Below are 19194 nucleotides of genomic sequence, written 5' to 3'. Positions count from 1 at the left end.
TACTTTTATGGCCGTAAAATCCATGCCCATGACGCCATCGACATCCATACCGCTAAAACGGCAAGTTTTCTTTCCGGCCGCTGTACTTATTATCTTTTTGGCCGGTTTTGCAATGCTCGCGCCAAACGCCGCACAGAGCTTCTTTGATGCCATTCAACGATGGATACTAACCAATGCCAGTTGGTTCTATATCCTGGCTGTAGCCGTCATTCTTGCTTCGGTTGTATTTCTGGCCATCAGCCGCTATGGTGAAATCCGGCTTGGTCCTGACCATAGCAAGCCAGACTATCGGAACTTCACCTGGTTCTCCATGTTGTTCTCGGCTGGCATGGGGATTGGCTTGATGTTTTTTGGCGTGGCCGAACCTGTGATGCATCTGATGGCGCCGCCAACCGGCGAACCCGGCACCATCCTGGCCGCCAAGGAGGCCATGAAACTGACCTTCTTCCACTGGGGCCTGCATGCCTGGGCCATCTATGCCGTCGTCGGCCTCATTCTTGCGTATTTCAGTTATCGTCATAATTTACCGTTGACCTTGCGCTCGGCCCTTTATCCACTCATTGGCAAGCGTATCCACGGGCCGATTGGCCATGCTGTCGATATCTTTGCCATCCTGGGTACAGTAGCCGGTGTCGCAACGTCTCTGGGCCTGGGCGTGGCCCAGATCAACAGCGGGCTGCACTATTTATTCGGCATGCCAGTCAGCGTGTCCATGCAAGTCTTGCTGATCGTTATCACCTGCGCCCTTGCAACGCTGTCAGTGGTGAGCGGGTTGGATCGCGGGATCCGTATCCTTTCTGAGACCAATCTGTATTTGGCGGCAATCCTGCTGTTATTTGTCCTGATTCTTGGGCCAACGATATTCCTGCTGCAGACGTTTGTGCAAAATACCGGCGCCTATTTGTCCGATATTGTCAGCAAAACCTTTAACCTTTACGCGTACGAGCCCAACGATTGGATTGGCGGGTGGACCTTGTTCTACTGGGGCTGGTGGCTGGCCTGGTCGCCGTTTGTCGGACTGTTCATCGCGCGCATTTCACGTGGCCGCACCATCCGTGAGTTTATCGGTGGAGTATTGCTGGTACCCGCCGTGTTTACGCTTTTTTGGATGACTGTGTTTGGCGACAGCGCCATTCATCTGATATTGGTTGACCATGTGCAGTCCCTGGCGGAAATGGTCAAGGCCGACAGCTCATTGGCGCTGTTTGCCTTCCTCGAGCAGTTTCCATTCAGTCGCTTGACCTCCATGATTGCCATCATCATGGTTGTCGTGTTCTTCGTCACCTCGGCTGACTCCGGCGCGTTGGTGGTCGACCTGCTGGCCTCAGGCGGAGCCAGCAACACACCTTTGTGGCAACGCGTGTTCTGGTCTGTTCTGATTGGCGCCATCGCCATCGCCTTGCTCCTGGCCAATGGCTTGAGTGCGCTGCAGACGGCTACGATTGCCAGTGCCCTGCCCTTTGCCTTTGTACTGCTCGTGTCATTGATGGGCTTGTTTCGTGCACTCAGACTCGATGCCACCAAGCGCGAGCTGTGCCACCATACGCATACCTTCTCACGCCTTGCAACGGCAACTGCCGACCAGGATTCCTGGGAGTCGCGCTTGCGCAACATCGTGATGATGCCTCGGCGCGCCCATACCCAGCGCTTTATCAGCGATGTTGTCATTCCCGCACTCAATTCGGTGCGTGACGAATTGCACAAACAGGGATATGGCGCGGAAGTCTCGGAGGAAGAAAATCATGCGGTGACCTTGCGCGTCCTCCATGGTCAATATCTGGACTTCCTATATGGCGTCCGCTCCCAAGAGTATGTTCGCCCAGGACTTACTATCGCTGAATTCGATGAAGAGGAAACCCGCAAGTACTTCCGCGCTGAAGTCTATTTGCACGAAGGGGGGCAGGATTACGACATCATGGGATGGAGCAGAGAAGCCGTCATCAATGACATTCTCGATCAATACGAGCGGCATCGACACTATTTGCACGTTGTACAGTAGTTCAACTCGCAATAGAAAACACCTTGCGCGGATCTGAATGGCTCCCTGGGCAGTGCAAATAAACGAACAAATCACTGAATCGCATGTAACTGCCCTCTAAATACGCTGGCCGACGGCAGCATCGTCATCCTCACCCCCCGCAGCGCCATTGACCACCAGATCCAGCCTGGCTTGCGCCAGATCCGCCTGCTGGCGGGCGAGATGCAGTTGCAGGTGGCCGCGCGCGATAGCCAGCCCTTTGCCATCGATACCGTGCACGGCAGCGTCAGCCTGCTCGCCGGCACGCTGATGATGGCCTTGCAGCCGCTGCGCACCGACCTGGTGGCAGTACAGGCTGCACAGATAGGCATCGTCACCCGCAACAACACCCGTGGCGAACTTGCCAGCGGCCAGCACGCCTGGTTCGACAGCGACCGCATCGGGGAGCCGCGCGCCAACGAGGGAGGCGAAGCCTCGTGGGTCGAGGGTTACTACACCGCCTCCGACCGCGCGCTGGCCGACGTGGTGGCGGCACTGCGTCCGTACCGCAGGGGCAATCCTGCGGCTTGATCCGGCCGTAGCCGATCTGCGCATCAGCGGGGCCTTTCCGCTGGACGATACCGACCGCGCGCTGTCGGCGTTGGCCAGTGCCCTGCCGATCTCGGTGACCCGGGTCAGTCCCTACTGGGTGACCATCAGCGCCCGCTCCTGATCCGACCTTCCCCCATGCAAGCGCGACGCCTCGCCTTCCTGCTGGCGCACTGCCTGGCTGCCGGCCCCCTGGCCGGCCAGTTGCCGCGCAAGCGCTCTCCTCTTCGCCCCAGGCTGCACAGTTCGACTTCCAGGTGCAAGGGCTTCAGGGAGCCCGGCGTGGCAAACAACTTCGCACCACGCGTTGTGATTCGAAGGCGGCCTGCCCGTTCCTGATGTTGCTGACCCGGAGCCCCGCCTGGCTGAGGCAGCAAGGAACCCGGACCGGCCAGGCCGTCACTCACGATCATCGATGTGCCATCCATGGCATCCCGCACAGACGGAGCGTGAAACGATGATCAAGACAACGTACCTGAAAATCAGGCAAGCAGACCTGACCCGCCAGCCGCGCCCAGCCGATGCGGCGCGGTTGACGATCCACCCGCTGGCCGACGCGCGACGTTGCTCGGCGTTGTACAAGGAGGTGGGCAAACCTTATTACTGGGACATCTACCGGCTCGGCTGGAACGCCGACGACTGGCAAGACTACCTGCGCCAACCCGATGTGCACATCTCGCTCATCCGGGATACGCATGGCGTGGTCGGCTACCTGGAATTGAAGCGCCAGGGCGATGCCGTAGAAATCGTCAACTTCGGCCTGCGGCCCGGCTGCATCGGCCGCGGACTGGGGAAGCTGGCGTTGGAAACGGTCATCGAGCATGGCTTTTCACTGGGCGCCGATGAATTGTGGCTGCATACCTGCAACCTCGACCACCCGGCCGCACTGAAGAATTACTATGCGCGCGGCTTCGCGTTCGTGCGTGAACAGGTCGACAATTTCCTGCCGCTGGACCCCAGCCCGCGCGGCGTGGCGATGGCAGCCTGAGAGCTGGGGCGCTCACGTTGCCATCTCGTGTTGAATCACCCTGGATCGAAGCAATAGATGGAACCGCCGCCGCACGCGGCTCCACTCATGGATATTGGTGTAGGCGACAAACGTCGCGCACTCGAGGGCCAACAGTGCCTTGGACGGGGGTTCGATTCCCCCCACCTCCACCCGATGGCATCCCAGCACATGTCCATTGACGTCAGCCACCGCCACACGCGTGCCCGGCCCGAGCGGCAGATCGGCGAATGCGGCCGGATCCAGCAGTGCGTAGTGCGCCCCGTATTGCAGACGCGTGAGCGTCTTGCCGGCTTCGACGGCGGGCGCCACGTCGCGTGTGACCGCCATGCCATTGGACAGCACGAAATCCGCCGCTTGCGCCCCTGGTTCCGGTTGCGCCATGCCCCAGGAAGCCAAGACGGGACGCGGCCGCAACCGCAACATCTTTTCAGAGGTCGGGCGGGAGCGCCATCAGACCAGTACGAATCTGCGGGCCGGCCGGCGGGTACGGAAGCCAATCCGGCATCAGGCGATCGTCGTGCAAGGGATTGCGAGAAGGTCTGAGAAGGCCTGCAGCAAGGTTTCCTGGCGCTCCCGCTCAGGGCAAGCGGTTTTTATCGACGTCAATACCTTGAGGCATTGGTTATTTTGAAAACAGGAAATGCAACAGGCTGCAGGCAAAGATGGATAAAAGCGATTAACAGGCGTTCAACCGCCCCGGAAACCATCGGGATTGGAACCTTGGTCGAAGGCGCATGGATTGCCATCCCCGTTGGATGGCAGGATTCATCGACTTCCCATCACTCCCAATCCAATGCTCCCTTTTTCCATTCGAAGGCAAGCCCGATGGTCAGGATGCCCAGGAAGATCATCGCCGCGGCAAAACCAACGGTTCCGATTTCATCCAGCGCCAGGGCCCAGGGCACAAGGAACGCCACCTCGATGTCGAAAAGAATGAAAAGGATCGCGACCAGGTAGAAGCGGACATCGAATTTTAGGCGGGCGTCTTCAAACGCTTCGAATCCGCATTCGTAAGGCGACGTCTTCTGAGGATCAGGCTTGTTCGGCCCCAGCATCTTGCCCAGCACCTGAGGCGCGACGCCCACGAGAAGGCCGACAAGAATGAACATCAATACGGGGAAGTAGTTTTCGAGATCCATAGCGTTTCGTGATAGGTATGCTTCCGCAAGCGCATGACGGCATCATTGCCGCTGGCCCAATGGAAGGATTCTTATGCCGGGGGGAATAGTACGCATGGATATCGGCCATCAGCCGGAAATTGCAATCATCGTCGCGATGCTTATGAAAGATGGGATTGGCTTGCTGAAACTATTCGACAATTTCATCGAACGAGCCCAGGCGATATCTAATAGACCTGCGATGGGCCGCATTGCCAAGCCGGGCAAATCGCGCCCGGCCCCGGTTCTTCACTTGCCGCCGGTGACATCGAGGAATGTGCCGGTGATGAAGGAAGCCTCGGCGCTTGCCAGCCACAGGATCGCCCGCGCGACCTCTTCGGGCTGGCCGCCCCGCCCCATCGGGATCGAGTCCTTGACGCGCTCCACCCGTCCCGGCTCGCCGCCGCTGGCGTGCATCTCGGTGTAGATGTGCCCGGGGCGGATGCAGTTCACGCGTATCCCCTCCCGCGCGACTTCCTTGGCGAAACCGGTCGTGAATGTCTCGACGGCGCCCTTGGAGGCAGCGTAGTCGACATATTCGTTGGGGCTGCCCAGGCGGGCCGATGCCGACGAGATGTTGATCACCGCGCCGCCCCGCCCGTGATGGCGATGGGACATGCGCTTGGCCGCCTGCTGCGCGCAGAGGATGGGGCCGAGCGCGTTGACCGCGAAGATGCGCTGCATCCGCTCGAACCCGAGATCCTCCAGGCGGGACTGCTGCGCCAGTATCGAGGCATTGTTGACCAGCACATCGATCCGGCCGAACTTGCTGTCGATGGCGGCGAATAGCCGGGCGACCTGCTCCGGATCGGCGCTGTCGGCGCGCATGGCCAAGGCCCGGCGTCCGGCGGCCTCGACATCGGCCGCTACCGCGAGAGCGGCCGCTTCGTTGGCGACGAAGCTGATCGCCACATCGTAACCTTGTGCGGCGGCCAGCCGCGCAGTGGCCGCGCCTATGCCGCGGCCTCCGCCCGTGATCAGGATCAGCGGCGCTTGCGAGACGGTATCCATTTGGCGAATCTCCATGTGATGATGAAATAACGATGAACAGAATGAACAGACCTGCGGCCTGGCGATCGCGACGACCGTCAATCCATATCAACCGATATCAACCGATGACGAGCGTGCCGATGGCAATCACCGCGCAGGCCAGCATCTTGCGCACCGTCAGCGCCTCGCCCAGGAAGAAATAGCCGATCAGCGCGGCAAACAGCACGCTGGTTTCGCGCAATGCCGATACCGCGCCCATGGGCGCGCCGGACATGGCGTAGATGACGATTCCATAGGCCAGGAGCGAAACCAGGCCACCGGTGAAGGCCATGCCGAACCCGGGCCGGATGGTCAACAAACTGTCGACGCCGCGCAAGGCGATGTAGACCAGCGGCATCAGGACGCCCCACAGCGCGCACATCCATGCCGTGTAGGCCATGGGGGCGCCGGACAGTCGCACGCCGATGCCGTCCGTCACGCTGTAGGCGGCGATGAAGCATCCGGTTCCCAGCGCATACGGCAGGCTCGGGACCGCAAGCCTGCGCCCCTTGAAGGCCAGGGAAACAATGCCGCCCGACACCAGGGCAATGCCTAGCAGCGCCGCCATCCCTACCCGCTCCCCGGCGAAAACCGATGCGGCGACAGTGATCAGGACGGGAGAGGAACCGCGCGAAATCGGATAGGTTTGACCGAGGTCGCCAACCTGGTAGCTCCTGACGAGGAACAGGTTATAGCCGACATGCAGCACCGCCGACAGCACGGCATATATCCAGCTGGCCTGGGCCGGCGCCGGCAAGAACAAGGCGATGGCGGCGCTGGAAATCGCTACCGCCAGGCACATGACCGTCATCGACCACAGCCTGTCGGCTCCGCCGCGCAGGAGCGCATTCCAGCTTGCATGCAGCAGCGCCGCGAAAAGCACCAGTAATACGATGTGAAAAGGCATGCGCCATCCTAAGCAAAGCGGCGCCCTGGTTAAAGCGAAGTCTCTTCATTGAAGAATGAACAAATCCTCATGCATCATCGGTAACTTTGTTGGGCCTTGCCGGACTCCATCAGCAGCCAGTTGCGAAAGCTGGCGATGTGGGGCTGCGATTCGATCCCTTTCGGGCAGACGAAATAGTAGGCCACAGGGGAAGCGAACGGCACGTCGAACAACCTGACCAGGCTGCCGTTGCCGATCTCGGTTTCGACATGCCCGCTGCGGGCCAATGCGATGCCCTGGCCCAGCAACGCCGCCTCGATCGTCATGTTGGTGTCGGCGAATCTGACGCTCTCCTTGAGCGCGGAAATGCCGATGCCCACTTGCTGGAACCAGAGCGCCCATTTCGGCACCAGATCGGCGCCGCCACGCGTGAGCAGCGGGTAGCGCAACAATTCGGCCGGTTTGCGCGGCGCGCCAAGGCGCTTGAGGAGATCGGGGCTGGCAACCGGGAACACCTGTTCCCGGAACATGAATTCCGAGTACAGGCTGGGATAATGCCCATTGCCCAGGCGGATCGCGACGTCCGAGTCCGTGCTGGAAAAATTGATGGCCTTGTCGGTGGTTTCCAGCGTGACCAGGATTTCCGGATGCTGCCGGGACAGGTCCGGCAATCTCGGTAGCAGCCATTTCAGCGCGAAGGAATAGGTCGTGCTGACCTTAAGCCGGACCCTGCCCTGTTGCTCCCGCAGGTCGGCCAGCGCGCCCTCCAGGTTCATGAAGAACTCGCGCACGATCGGCGCCAGCGCCGCCCCGGCGGGCGTCAGGCTCAACGACTTGCCCCGCTGGAACAACTGCAATCCCCAGATCTCTTCGAGATTCTTCAGTTGGTGGCTGACGGCGCTTTGGGTGACATGTAACTCTTCCGAAGCGGAGGTGAATGTCGCGTGCCGTGTCGCAACCTCAAAGGCGCGCAATGTAGCGGTGGGAGGCAAATCTCTCATGACGGGGTCTCTCGGTGAGCATTGTAAAAATGCCTTTTATGAGTGAAGGCTCATGATAGAGCATTCAATCCGCATCTCCAATGACAAACCAAAATCGCTTTGCGCGGCGCTATCCAAGCGCAAAAAGCGGCTATGGATCTTCGTAAACATTCTTTGAGTGTCCAGCCCATGGCCAATAGGATGTCAGGCTTTCCCTGCTGCGACAGGAACTTATTCTGAGTTCGGCAGCAGACGCAGAGGAGCCCTTGATGCCGACGTCCAATCAAACTAAAAACCAGAAGCCAGTGCCGTGGCTTGCCCGCATTGCCAAGCTGCTGGCGCCTGCCATGTTCTTGCTGGCGGGCCAGGCCCATGCGGAGGGGCAGATTCGCATCGCCTACCAGTTCGATGTCGGCGATATCCTGCTGCATGTGGTGCGCGACCAGAAGCTGATCGAGAAATATGCCAGTCAGGAAGGCATCCAGGCCAACGTCGAATGGAAGCAGCTCTCCGGCGGCGCGGCGATCAACGATGCGATCCTGTCCAATACGCTGGACGTGGCCTCCACCGGATTGCCGCCCTTGCTGACGATATGGGACCGCACCTACGGCAAGCAAAACATCAAGGCCATCGCCGCGCTGGGTTCGTTGCCGACCTATCTGCTGACGCGCAATCCGGCGGTCAGGACGCTGGGCGATTTCGGGCCGAAAGACCGCATCGCCCTCCCCGCCACCACCATTTCCCTGCATGCGCGGCTACTGCAGATCGCCGCCAGCGCGCAATATGGGAAGGAGCATTTCAATCATTTCGATGAGCTAACCGTCAGCCTGCCGCATAGCGAAGCCGCGGCGGCGCTGCTGTCGGGGAAGAGCGAGGTCAATGCGCACTTTGCCAGCCCGCCGTTCCAGTTCCAGGAGCTGAAGGACCCGGCCATCCGCAAAATCGCTTCGTCCTACGACATTCTTGGGGGGCCGGCCACCCTCAATATCCTGTGGGCCCCGGAGCGCTTCCAGCGCGAGAATCCGAAGACGTTCATCGCCCTCAGAAAGGCCCTGGCCGAAGCCCTGGCGTTCGTCCGCAACAACAAGGCCGAAGCGGCCGCGGCCTATGTCCGCCTGGAGAACTCCAGACTGCCGGTCAGCTTCATCCAGGAGATTATTTCATTGCCGGATGTCCAGTACACCCTGCAGCCCCAGAACACGTATAAATTGGCGTCGTTCCTGGCCGATGTGGGCGCGATCAGGCACCGCCCCGCGTCATGGAAGGATTACTTCTTTGAAGAAGCCTATCCGCAAGGGGGAAGCTGATTCAAGCCATATAGCGTCCGGCCATGGGGCTGGCCGGACGCGGGCGCGGGCGCGGGGCCGACATCGCCATGCGATATCGGCCGCGCCTGCCTTGTGCCTTACTTTTTCAGTTTGGCCGCCGGCTTGACGGGCTTGGCCGGCTTTTGGGGCTTCCCTTTTCCGCCATTTTTCGCGCTCTTGAACAGCTCGAAGTATTCGGACGCCATCTTCCTGATGGCGCGGCCGATGTTGGCGTAATCATATTCATTGAGGTTGGCCAGGGAAACCCGGCCTGACGGATGGGTGGCGCCGAAGCCTTTTCCTGGCAACAGGATGACGCCGGTTTCCTCGGCCAGGCGGAACAAGGCTTCATTGGGCTTGAGTTGCTTGAGAAGCCACTTGGAAAACTCCACGCCATGCATCTGCGCGGCCAGGGATTCCATATCGAGGAGGTGGTAGTAGCGCACCGAATTGGCGTCGTAAGGCATGGGCAGACCGAGTTCGCGATACAGGGCTTCCTTGCGGCGCAAGACGATGCGCTTCATTTCGGCCTTGTAGCTGCCCGCCTCGTCCATCAGCGAGAACAATGAGAACAGCGCCATCTGCGCCTGCACCGGCGTGGATAGGCCGGCCGTGTGGTTGAGCGCGACGGTGCGGCTGTCGGCCACCAGGCGATCGATGAACTTGAGGTCGCGCGGTGCCGTCGTGATGGAGCTGTAGCGCTCGTCCAGTTGGCGGGAAGTCTTTTCCGGCAATTTGGCAATGAGCTCGTCGATGACATTCTGCTTGTGCGTCGCGACCACCCCCATGCGCCAACCTGTTGCGCCAAAGTACTTGGAGAACGAATACACGAGGATGGTGTTGTACGGGCAGATCGCAAACAGCGAAGTGAAATTGTCGGCGAAGGTGGCGTAGACATCGTCGGTGAGGATGATCAGGTCCGGGCGCTTCTTGACGATCTCGGCGATGTAGGCCAGGGTCTTGTCATCGATCTTGACCGAAGGCGGATTGCTGGGATTGACCAGGAAGAAAGCCTTGACCTTCGGGTCCAGCAGCTTGTCCAGTTCCTTCTTCGTGTATTGCCAGTTGTTCGATTGCGGCGCATCGATCGCCACTTCCACCAGGCTGAATTCGGCCAGATGCGGGATCTCGATATACGGCGTGAAGATGGGCATGCCCAGGGCGATGGTGTCGCCCTCCTTGATGACGTGATTGGCCTTGAGGCTGGCGAACAGATAGGTCATCGCCGCGGTTCCGCCCTCGACCGCATACATATCGAAATGGCCCACAAACGGATACGTGCCGATCATCTCCTTATGCAGATAATTGCCGACGATGCGTTCGGTCATGCGCAGCATGCGGTCCGGCACCGGGTAGTTGCAACCGAGGATGGCTTCGCACATCTCGTAGATGAAGTCGCCGGCCGACATGCCAAGCTGGTCGCGCACGTAGGACACGGCCGCCTCGATGAAGCGGATGCCGGGGACGCCGGCATGCTGCTTGGCGAACAGCTCGAAACGCGCCTCGATGCCGTCACGCTGGGGGAAGCCGCCCACGCCGTCCATGTAGATATACGAACGCTCGGCTTCGGTCATGGCGAACAGGCCGAACTGGAAGAAGCCGTGCCGCGGCGTCGTTGCCAGGAAGTTCGGATTGCCGCGGCCGGCATTGAGCATCAGCTTGTTGCTTTGCCGGGCGGTCTGGATCAACGCATCTTTGAGTTCGAACGGGCTTAACAGGGACAGCTTGTCCGGGTCACTGAAATCCATGGTGTAGCTCCTTTTCTAAGGGATGACGGCAAAAATATCCTGAAGGGGGAAATCCTCTATACCAACGCCACGATGAGCGGCCCCAACAAGGTCAGGAAGACGTTGGCCAGCGCGTAGGTGATGGCGAAGGGTACGGTCGGGATCGAGTTTTCGGCCTTGTCGAGCACCTCGCCGAACGCCGGATTGGCGCTGCGCGAGCCGCTCAGGGCGCCGGCGAAGATGGCGGCATTGTCATAACGCAGGACGTAGCGGCCGATCAGCATGGTGAGGATCAAGGGCAGCACGGTGACCACCACGCCCACGCCGAACAGGGTCAGCCCTTGCTGCTTGACGGTCTGCACCGCCTGCAAGCCCGATGACAGGCCGACCACCACCACGAAGCCGGCCAGCCCCAGGTCCTTGAGGATCTGCACGGCGCCGTTGGGCATCGCGCCGAAGGTCTGGCGTTTGGCGCGCAACCAGCCAAACAGCAAGCCCGATAGCAAGGCTCCGCCTCCGCTGCCCAGGGTCAATGGAATCGAGCCGATGCGCGCCGTCAGCAGGCCGACCAGCAAACCGACCACCAGGCCGGCGCCGAGGTAGACGAAGTCGGTCTTGGCGCTGGGCACGACCGCATAACCGATCAGGGAAGAGACGCGCTTGATATCTTGTTCCGAGCCGAATACCGACACCACATCGCCGGCCTGGACCACGGTTTTTTCCTGCATGGGCAGTACTTTCCCCATGCGCTGGATCTGGACGACATAGATGCCGTGCCGGACCTGTTGCGAGGTGTTGGCGCGGATGTCGCCGACCGTCCTGTTGTGATATTCCTTGTTGACCAGGACGATGTCGCGCCGCTCCATCATCAGCTCCATTCCCTCGACCGCGTACAGTTCCTTGCTGAAGATCGGCACGATATCGACCATGGCCTGCCGGCGTCCGACCGCCAGGACGATGTCGCCCGTCTCCAGCTTGAGCTCGGGCGATATTTCGATGATCTTGCCATGGCGCTTGAGACGCTCGATGGTAATGCCATGCGCGGCATGCTCTTTTTCAAGCTGCTCGACGGTGAGGTCGGCATGGTCGCCGATCTGGTAGATCCGGCCGACCAGGTCCGGCGCGGCGGCTTCCTGCCCGGGAGCCAGGACTTGCAGGCCGCCTTGCATGGCCGTTTCGGCGCGCACGGCATCTTCCTTGATGCTCCGCCCCATGAACCTGGGCAGCAAGTTGACGCATACCAGAATCGCGCCGAACGATCCGAATACGTAGGTCACGGCATAGCCGACCGCCACATTGCCCTGCAGCCGCTGGACCTCTTCCGCGGCCAGTCCGAGCTTGTTGATGGCGTCGCCCGCGGTGCCGATGATGGCCGATTGCGTCAGCCCTCCGGCGGCCACGCCGGCTGCCAACCCCTTATCCAGCCCGAACAGCCGCGCCATGACGACCACTGTCGCCAGCCCGGTGATGGCCAGCACGGCGGCAAGGATGATCTCGCGGACCGATTGCCGGCCCAGCGAATTGAAGAATTGCGGGCCGCTCTCGTAACCGACGGCATAGATGAACAGGGCGAACAGCACCGACTTCACGCCGGGATCGATGGTGACGCCAACCTGGCTGACCAAGACGGCAACCAGCAGCGAACCGGCGACGCCGCCGAGCTGGAATTTCCCGAACTGGATCTTCCCTATGTAGTAGCCGACCGCAAGGGACAGGAACAACGCAATTTCAGAAGACCGTGAAAATAACTGATGTAACCATTCCATGATTATCACCTTTCAATACAGTAAATAAAGTGAATACAGTGGATGCGTTCTATCAATACTTGCCCAGACCCAATCTCGCGGTGAGTGATGTGAGTGATGCAATGCATTCTAATGCCTCGCCATCTGCCCCACGACACCGGCCAATGCAACGACCAGTGGACCAAGCAGGGGCAACACGACATTTGAAATCGCGTAGGTAATGGTGTACCCGAGCAACGGCGTGGAGTTGCCGGCGGCATTCTGGATGCCGCTTAATGCCGGCGTGCTGCATTGTTGGCCGGCGATCGCCCCGAGCAGGATCGGCGCGCTCAACTTGAAGAAGAAATGCCCCACCAGCAACGAAACCAGTGCCGGAACCAGCGCCACGGCGACGCCGATCAATGGCAAGGTGATGCCATACCGGGAAAGCAGATCCAAGGCCTGGGGGCCCGCTTCCAGGCCGACGCAGGCGATGAAAACCGTGAGCCCGATATCCTTGAGAAGAATCAGGGCATCCTTGTTGATGGTAGGAAGATCGGGGCGTTTTGCGCCATACCACCCCAGCAGCAGCCCGGTCAGCAAGGCGCCGCCGCCGGTGCCGGCCGAAAATGGCGTATCGCCGATGCGTACGCTCAGTCCGCCGAGGAAAATCCCCAGCAGTATCCCCAGTCCCAACACGCCGATATTGCTCCGACGGTTTTCCGGGAGGGGTTTTCCGATCAGGGGGATCACCTCGGAAAATGCCGCCTTGTATGTCGCCGCCACGGCGCACAGCCGGATGACATCGTTGAGCTGCAGCTCAACCTCGGGAAGCAAGGGCAAACTCTGTTCGCCACGCCTGATCATGGCGATATGCAGGTTGGGCGGCAAGCCCGATAGCAGTTCGAGCAGCGTGCGTCCTTGCAGGGATTTGTTGCGCACGACGATGTTTTGCGTGTGCAACCCCGTATTCAATTCCGGCGTGTTGGCCAACTCTTCGCCGAGCAAGGGGGCTATCCTGATCAACGCGTCGCGGCGCCCCACCACCAGCACTTCGTCATCGGGTTCAAGCCGCAGCGCCGGATGGATGGCGACGTCATTTCCGTGCCGGTGCATGCGCACGATGCTGATCCGGTCGCCCAGCTGGATGCCGATCTCGGCAATGGTCTTTCCTGGCGCCGCACTGGCCGGCCCGCCGATCCGATAAATACGCCCGACCAGGTCGGGCGCCGCGATGACAGCGTTTTCCCGGTCATCGCCCTCTCCTCCCATTTCCGCCCAGAGCCTTTTTGCTTCGGCGCGGATATCGATGCGCAACAGCAATGGGAACACCTGGCTTGTCGCGATAACAATCGTGATCAGTCCAAAGATATAGGTAATGGAATAGGCGGTGACAATGTTGGCCTGCAATTGCGTGACTTGCGCAATCGGGAGCGGCAGTTTTGAGATGGCATCGGTCGCCGTGCCGACGATCGCCGATTCGGTGGCGGCCCCGGCCATCAACCCGGCGGCGGTGCCCGGATCAAGCTGCAATACGTATGTCGCGGCCAGCACCATGCAGAGTACGACCACCACTTCGATCAGGCAAAACGCCCCCAGCCGCAGGCCTTTGGCATTCAGGTTGGCGAAGAATTGCGGGCCGCCGGCGAAGCCCAGGGAGAAGATGAAGAGCGCGAAGAAAACGGTCTTGATATGCGGGGCAAGCGTGACGCCCAGCTAGCCGAGGACGAGCGCGGCAATCAGCGTTCCGCATACGCCGCCTAATTGAATCGGTCCGAATTTTATTTTTCCAAGGCCATATCCAATGGCCAGCGCGGCAAACAATACCGCCTCTGGAATTGCCGTCAATAAAGCGACAATCGAATTCGTCATAAACAACCCATGGCAGATTTATTTTCTAGTTTTAAAAAATATTGCCGCATGGCCAGTTACATACAAGGTAAGCAGAATGCTTGATAAATACAAAAGCGTCAATGCACAAGTTGATCAATCCATTTTTTGCAAAAACGGAGAGGGCCAGGGCCCTCATTGAAAATGGCATTGCCGCTTCAATGGGGATGGTTTTCGATGCAATGCGCGGCACTCGCGATAGCGATTGATTGCCCGGTTTTATGATTTTTCGGGATTTTCCCTCTGGAGCAATCGCGAATTGCTTGGCACAATGGTCTATCGGGCATTTCGACGGGAATCGAAATGCATACACACCGGGACGGAAAACTCCCGATATACGACTGGCTTGGCAGGAAACAGGATGACGCGATGACAACACGTCTCCCTTCCTGCATGAGGGAAAAATGAACATCTTCCAAACCTTGGCGCACTACGGGGCCTACGCATTGACCTTCTACGCCTTGTACGTAGTGGTAGGCGCGCTGGCATTCGGCTACTTCATCTGGCGCAAGGTTTTCCGCAGCAGCGGGAGCAAACCGCAGGGCATTGCGGCTCGCCTTGGCGACTCCGATTCGCACCTGCCCCGATAGTCCCTGCAACCGCCCCGTCAGAACAGTTCCCGTTGCGGTGAAGTGACGCTGGCGAAGCTGTCGCCGACGAAAGCCAGGATGGCGTCGGCCACCGGCGCCAGCTGGCGCTCCAGATAGTGCGCGTAGTCGATGGCGGCGCTGCGTTTTTCCAGGGGCTCCGGCCCGGCCGTGGTCATCACGTAGTTGATCCAGCCGCCCTGCTGGTACTGCAGCGGCCGCCCGTCCCCCTTGTTCACCTCGTCGGCCATGCGCGCGGCGCGCACGTGCGGCGGCACATTCTTTTCATAATGGTCGAGTTGCCGGCGCAGGCGCTTGCGGTAGACCAGTTGCGCATCCAGCTTGCCCGCCAGCAGGTCGGCCACATACGCGGCGATGTATTCGCGGTAAGGCTCCTTCCTGAAGATGCGCAGGTAAAGCTCCTGCTGGAACTGCTGCGCCAGCGGCGTCCAGTCGGTGCGCACGGTTTCCAGTCCCTTGAAGGTCAGCTTGTCTTCGCCCTGGGCGGTGCGCACGTAGCCGGCGTAGCGCTTCTTGCTACCGACGTCGGAACCGCGCACGCTGGGCATCAGGAAGCGCTGGTAATGCACTTCGAATTGCAGTTCCAGCGCGCTGTCCAACTGGTATTGCTCGCGCAGGCGGCGGCGCCACCAGTCGTTGATCGTGCGCACCAGGTCCAGTCCGATGGCGCGCGCCTGTTCATCGCTGTGCGCGCGTTTCAACCAGACGAAGGTGGAGTCGGTATCGCCATAGATCACTTCATAGCCCTGTTCTTCGATCAGTTCGCGCGTGCGGTGCATGATCTCGTGCCCGCGCCGGGTGATCGACGAGGCCAGGCGCGAATCGAAGAAACGGCACACGGTCGAGCCCAGCACGCCGTAGAAGGAGTTCATGATGATCTTCAGCGCCTGCGACAGCGGCTGGTTGCCGTGCCGCTTGGCGGCCTCGCGCTCTTGCCAGATCTGCTCGATGATGGCCGGCAGGCTATGGCTGCGGCGGGAAAAGCGGGCGCCGTTGAAGCCCGGCACGGTATCGGCTTCGGGCTCGTTGTGCATGCCGTCCACCAGTCCGACCGGATCGATCAGGAAGCTGCGGATGATGCTCGGGTACAGGCTCTTGTAATCCAGCACGATCACCGAGTCGTACAGCCCCGAGCGCGAGTCCATCACAAAGCCGCCCGGGCTGGCGATGGCTTCGGCGTCGCCCAGGTTGGGCGCCACATAGCCTTTGCGGTGCATGTGCGGCATGTAGAGGTGGGTGAACGCCGCCACCGAGCCGCCGCTGCGGTCGGCCGGCAAGCCGGTGACGCTGGCGCGCTCCAGCAGGAACTCGAGGATCTCGGTCTTGGCGAAGATGCGGGTGACAAGCTCGCAGTCTTTCAGGTTGTAGGTGGCCAGGGCCGCCTTGTCCTCGGCGAACATGCGGTCGATCTCATCCATGCGCTGGTAAGGCGTGGCGATCGCCTTGCCCTCCCCCAGCAGCGTTTGCGCCACGTTTTCCAGGCTGAACGAGGGGAAATTCCAGAACGCCGAGCGCAGGCTTTCGATGCCGTCGATGACCAGCCGGCCCGGCGCCGTCACCAGCATGTGGTTGGCGCGAAAACCGTGCTCGCGCCATTCCAGCGGCGCGCCGCGGCGCCCCAGGCGCAATGGCGTCTTGAACTTGTCCGCCTGCTTCTGCAGCACGTTGAGGTCGAACTGGATCAGGTTCCAGCCGATGATGGCGTCCGGGTCGTGGCGCGCCATCCATTCGTTGAGGCGTTCGATCAGCTCCTTGCGGCTGGCGCAAAAATGCAGCGCGAAATCCACCGTGTCCACGGCGCCGCTGGCCGGCCCCAGGGTGTAGACGGTACGCTGCCCGCAGCCTTCCAGGGCGATCGAATACAGGTCGCCGTGCCAGCTGGTTTCGATGTCCAGCGAGGCCAGCCTGAGTTGCGGCCGGTAGCCCGCCAGCGGGCGGATGCGCACCTCCGTGAGCGCGCCGTCGGCCGCCGGCGTTCCCGAAAAAGCCAGCGGCGCATTGATGAAGCGTTCCATCAGGTAGCGCTCCGGCGGGCGCACGTCGGCCTCATAGACCGGGATGCCGTTTTCTATCAGTTGCTTTTCCTTCTTCAGCAGCTTGCGATAATGGCGCGCATACAGCCCCATCACCGGCCGCTGGCTGAAGTCTTTCAGGTTGTCCAGCGCACGCAGTTCGAAACTGCCGTCGCCGGCCAGCAAAGGTTCCACCCGTTCGCGCTCGGATCGGGGAATGAAGGCCACCGCCTGCTGCGGCGGCAAGCGCAGGCATTGCGGGCCGTCATCGGTGGCCAGCCACAGTTCGACCTCGATCCCGGCAGGCGTATCGCGCCAATGGCGGCTGAGGATGAATCCCCGGCGCTCGCCTTCCTGCACTTGATCCCGGCCATCCCGGCCGCCCTTGTCCTGCATTCCTGTCCGTCTCCCTGGTATCCCGCCGGCTTCGCTTCACCGTCGTGAAAACGCGATTTTACTTGGATAGGAAACGCGCCGCGCGCAATGCATCGGCATGCCATCGAAGCCGCATCCGGAATTCGGATGTAAAGAAGTCCGAACACGCTTTTTCACCTGCAAAGATTTTAAAAAAAAGACCTCTCTTCTTGTCGTTTTGCGCCTGCAACGGCGATGCCATGCTTGCGCATATCGCATCGCCGCAACATGGGAGGAACATCATGGAAACGCCGCTCACGCTTGCCCCGCGGCGCTTTCCGCTTTCCGCCTTCCAGTTCCCGATGCCGATCATCCGCCACGTCATTTCGCCAACGCCATGAAGAAAACCATCCTTTACGCTGCGGCCTTCGCTGCGCATTGCGCCTTCGCCAGCGCCCCGGCCGTTGCCGCCGGTTTCGATTGCAGCAAAGCCGGTTCCGCCAACGAAAAAACCATTTGCGGAGATAGCGAACTTTCCGCGCTGGACGACCAGTTGGGCAAGGCGTTCCGCCTGGCCCGCATGCATGCCGCCGACAGGCGCGCCTTCACCATCGCTTCGGACCAGCAATGGCGCTGGCGCGAACAGAACTGCCGCGATCGCGCCTGCCTGCTCGACTGGTACCGGCGCCGCCAGGCCGAGCTGCAGGCACAGGCCGGCAGCGCCCTTGCCGGCGACGTACGCCTGCCGGACAAGGCCGCAGCGGCAGCCCAAACCGTACGCGCGGAACCGCTGCGGCTCAAGCTCAACGATGTCCAGATTGCCGGCATCGCCCCGCCCGGAGCCATGCCGTGGCCGCATTATGTGCGCGTCGACAGCGGGGAGTATTTCTATGAAGATCCGCAAGCCGGCGCAGCGGCGGCGCTGGTGGGCGTGCGCTACTACGGCATAGAGAACGGCCAGTACATCATCGAGGCCAGCCGCGGCAAGGCCGTGCTGCGCTACACCTGCAGCGCGGATTGCGCCTACATCGGCCAACTGGCGCTGCCGGGCGATATCGAGAAAGATATGGTGATCGTCAGGAACGACCGCAATTCGCTGCCGTCCGTGATCGTCAACGATGCCGTCAACGGCCTGCTGGCGCCGACCGGGGCACGCTGACGGCGTCTCCAATTTGCGCGCCATGCCTGCCATGGCGCCTTATGCGCCGGCTCAGGCCGCTGAGAAGCCCACCCTCTCCATCGTCCCGATATGCATGCTGAGCAGCTGCAGCGCGCGGTCGACCTTTTTCTCTTTCAGCGCATCGATGATCAGCATGTGATCGTGGTCCGAACGCGGCTGCCAGCCGCGCTTGAAGCCGGTCGAAAACAGGTAGCGCGAATTGGTCAGTTGCAGTTGCCGCAGCACCGCCAGCAACCTGGGCATGCCGCATTCGCTGCTGAGGATTTCGTGGAACAGGTTATTGGCCGCGTCCCACTGCGCCAGCGAAGCGGCTTCCGAACATGCGGCATGCGCCTGCTCCAGGCGTTCGATGTGCTCCGGCGTGAATTTCGGCGCGCTGTGCCTGAGCGCCAGGATCTCCAGCGCGGCGCGCATCTCGACGTTTTCCTTGATGACGGCCGGGTTCAGCGAAGTCACGCGCACGCCGCGACGCGGCAAGGTCACCACCAGGCCCTGCGCTTCCAGGCGCTGGAACGCTTCGCGCACGGGGACATGGCTGGACTGGAATTCCTCCGCCACATGGTCTTGCCGGAGCGCCGCGCCGCCCGCTATCTCGCCGCGCACGATGCGCATGCGCAGCGCCTCGGCGATGCGTTCCGCGGTCGTGCCGGCGTCTTTCTGCTGATGATCCATTTATAGATAATCTATAAAAAAAGAAATTGTTAAATGAAAATGACGGAAGATAGAATCCGCCAAACGCACCATTCTACGTGATGATGTCGTCAA

Annotated in this window: 19 protein-coding genes; 7 read left to right on the top strand and 12 right to left on the bottom strand. The window is 60.8% G+C overall.

Features of this window, described 5'->3' with window-relative positions; genetic code table 11:
• Positions 1 to 28 precede the first annotated feature (28 nt).
• The 3 genes from FB597_RS04905 to FB597_RS04895 all read left to right on the top strand — a co-directional run bounded on the left by FB597_RS04905 (position 29) and on the right by FB597_RS04895 (position 3554).
• Positions 29 to 1999 carry a choline BCCT transporter BetT gene (locus FB597_RS04905; RefSeq protein WP_144768408.1) on the top strand — a complete coding sequence of 657 codons (1971 nt, stop codon included), beginning with the start codon at positions 29 to 31 and terminating at the stop codon, positions 1997 to 1999.
• 78 nt (positions 2000 to 2077) lie between these two features.
• Positions 2078 to 2548, top strand: coding sequence for a FecR domain-containing protein (locus FB597_RS20460; protein ID WP_370454642.1), 471 nt, complete (start codon positions 2078 to 2080; stop codon positions 2546 to 2548).
• 475 nt (positions 2549 to 3023) lie between these two features.
• Positions 3024 to 3554, top strand: a complete 531-nt coding sequence (locus tag FB597_RS04895) for a GNAT family N-acetyltransferase (protein WP_183405874.1) — start codon at positions 3024 to 3026, stop codon at positions 3552 to 3554.
• Between the two features lie 12 nt (positions 3555 to 3566).
• Here FB597_RS04895 and FB597_RS04890 read toward each other — a convergent pair whose 3' ends face one another.
• The 5 genes from FB597_RS04890 to gcvA all read right to left on the bottom strand — a co-directional run bounded on the left by FB597_RS04890 (position 3567) and on the right by gcvA (position 7648).
• Complete coding sequence (locus FB597_RS04890; protein ID WP_144768291.1) at positions 3567 to 3956, bottom strand: hypothetical protein; 390 nt, start codon at positions 3954 to 3956, stop codon at positions 3567 to 3569.
• 398 nt (positions 3957 to 4354) lie between these two features.
• Positions 4355 to 4714 (bottom strand): NADH-quinone oxidoreductase subunit A, encoded by a 360-nt coding sequence (locus FB597_RS04885; protein ID WP_141916999.1) that lies wholly within the window; start codon positions 4712 to 4714, stop codon positions 4355 to 4357.
• A 267-nt stretch (positions 4715 to 4981) separates the two neighbouring features.
• Positions 4982 to 5743 carry an SDR family oxidoreductase gene (locus tag FB597_RS04880; protein WP_144768289.1) on the bottom strand — a complete coding sequence of 254 codons (762 nt, stop codon included), beginning with the start codon at positions 5741 to 5743 and terminating at the stop codon, positions 4982 to 4984.
• Between the two features lie 97 nt (positions 5744 to 5840).
• Positions 5841 to 6668: a DMT family transporter gene (locus FB597_RS04875; protein ID WP_144768287.1), complete on the bottom strand. Its 828-nt coding sequence runs from the start codon at positions 6666 to 6668 to the stop codon at positions 5841 to 5843.
• 74 nt (positions 6669 to 6742) lie between these two features.
• On the bottom strand, positions 6743 to 7648 hold the full coding sequence (gene gcvA, locus FB597_RS04870) for a transcriptional regulator GcvA (protein ID WP_141916991.1): 906 nt from the start codon (positions 7646 to 7648) through the stop codon (positions 6743 to 6745).
• Between the two features lie 284 nt (positions 7649 to 7932).
• Here gcvA and FB597_RS04865 point away from each other — a divergent pair, with 284 nt between their 5' ends.
• Complete coding sequence (locus FB597_RS04865; protein ID WP_255517072.1) at positions 7933 to 8934, top strand: ABC transporter substrate-binding protein; 1002 nt, start codon at positions 7933 to 7935, stop codon at positions 8932 to 8934.
• Positions 8935 to 9032: 98 nt separating this feature from the next.
• Here the strand turns inward: FB597_RS04865 and FB597_RS04860 are convergent, their stop codons facing one another.
• The 4 genes from FB597_RS04860 to FB597_RS20455 all read right to left on the bottom strand — a co-directional run bounded on the left by FB597_RS04860 (position 9033) and on the right by FB597_RS20455 (position 14257).
• Positions 9033 to 10682, bottom strand: coding sequence for a bifunctional aspartate transaminase/aspartate 4-decarboxylase (locus FB597_RS04860; RefSeq protein WP_144768283.1), 1650 nt, complete (start codon positions 10680 to 10682; stop codon positions 9033 to 9035).
• Between the two features lie 56 nt (positions 10683 to 10738).
• The gene (gene aspT, locus FB597_RS04855) at positions 10739 to 12427 is read right to left on the bottom strand and encodes an aspartate-alanine antiporter (protein ID WP_144768280.1); all 1689 of its coding nucleotides are present in this window, start codon (positions 12425 to 12427) and stop codon (positions 10739 to 10741) included.
• Positions 12428 to 12535: 108 nt separating this feature from the next.
• Positions 12536 to 14077 (bottom strand): TrkA C-terminal domain-containing protein, encoded by a 1542-nt coding sequence (locus tag FB597_RS04850; protein ID WP_304599182.1) that lies wholly within the window; start codon positions 14075 to 14077, stop codon positions 12536 to 12538.
• A gap of 24 nt (positions 14078 to 14101) precedes the next feature.
• Positions 14102 to 14257, bottom strand: coding sequence for a hypothetical protein (locus FB597_RS20455; RefSeq protein WP_255517071.1), 156 nt, complete (start codon positions 14255 to 14257; stop codon positions 14102 to 14104).
• A gap of 101 nt (positions 14258 to 14358) precedes the next feature.
• Between FB597_RS20455 and FB597_RS20450 the strand changes: the two genes are divergently transcribed.
• Positions 14359 to 14484, top strand: a complete 126-nt coding sequence (locus FB597_RS20450) for a hypothetical protein (protein WP_255464051.1) — start codon at positions 14359 to 14361, stop codon at positions 14482 to 14484.
• A gap of 195 nt (positions 14485 to 14679) precedes the next feature.
• Positions 14680 to 14865 (top strand): hypothetical protein, encoded by a 186-nt coding sequence (locus FB597_RS04845; RefSeq protein ID WP_141916966.1) that lies wholly within the window; start codon positions 14680 to 14682, stop codon positions 14863 to 14865.
• A 17-nt stretch (positions 14866 to 14882) separates the two neighbouring features.
• On the opposite strand, the gene FB597_RS04840 is transcribed toward FB597_RS04845, so the two are convergent.
• On the bottom strand, positions 14883 to 17291 hold the full coding sequence (locus tag FB597_RS04840) for a DNA polymerase II (RefSeq protein ID WP_141916964.1): 2409 nt from the start codon (positions 17289 to 17291) through the stop codon (positions 14883 to 14885).
• A 58-nt stretch (positions 17292 to 17349) separates the two neighbouring features.
• The gene (locus FB597_RS20445) at positions 17350 to 17835 is read right to left on the bottom strand and encodes a hypothetical protein (protein ID WP_255464052.1); all 486 of its coding nucleotides are present in this window, start codon (positions 17833 to 17835) and stop codon (positions 17350 to 17352) included.
• Between FB597_RS20445 and FB597_RS04830 the strand changes: the two genes are divergently transcribed.
• Positions 17830 to 18408: a hypothetical protein gene (locus tag FB597_RS04830; protein WP_255464053.1), complete on the top strand. Its 579-nt coding sequence runs from the start codon at positions 17830 to 17832 to the stop codon at positions 18406 to 18408. The genes FB597_RS20445 and FB597_RS04830 overlap by 6 nt on opposite strands.
• A 51-nt stretch (positions 18409 to 18459) precedes the next feature.
• On the opposite strand, the gene FB597_RS04825 is transcribed toward FB597_RS04830, so the two are convergent.
• Complete coding sequence (locus tag FB597_RS04825; protein ID WP_141916957.1) at positions 18460 to 19101, bottom strand: GntR family transcriptional regulator; 642 nt, start codon at positions 19099 to 19101, stop codon at positions 18460 to 18462.
• Between the last annotated feature and the right edge of the window lie 93 nt (positions 19102 to 19194).

Origin of the sequence: Herbaspirillum sp. SJZ099, assembly GCF_007828355.1 — a bacterium.
In the GTDB taxonomy this organism is placed as follows: Bacteria; Pseudomonadota; Gammaproteobacteria; order Burkholderiales; family Burkholderiaceae_D; genus Herbaspirillum.
This window is presented reverse-complemented; position numbering and strand designations above follow the sequence as displayed.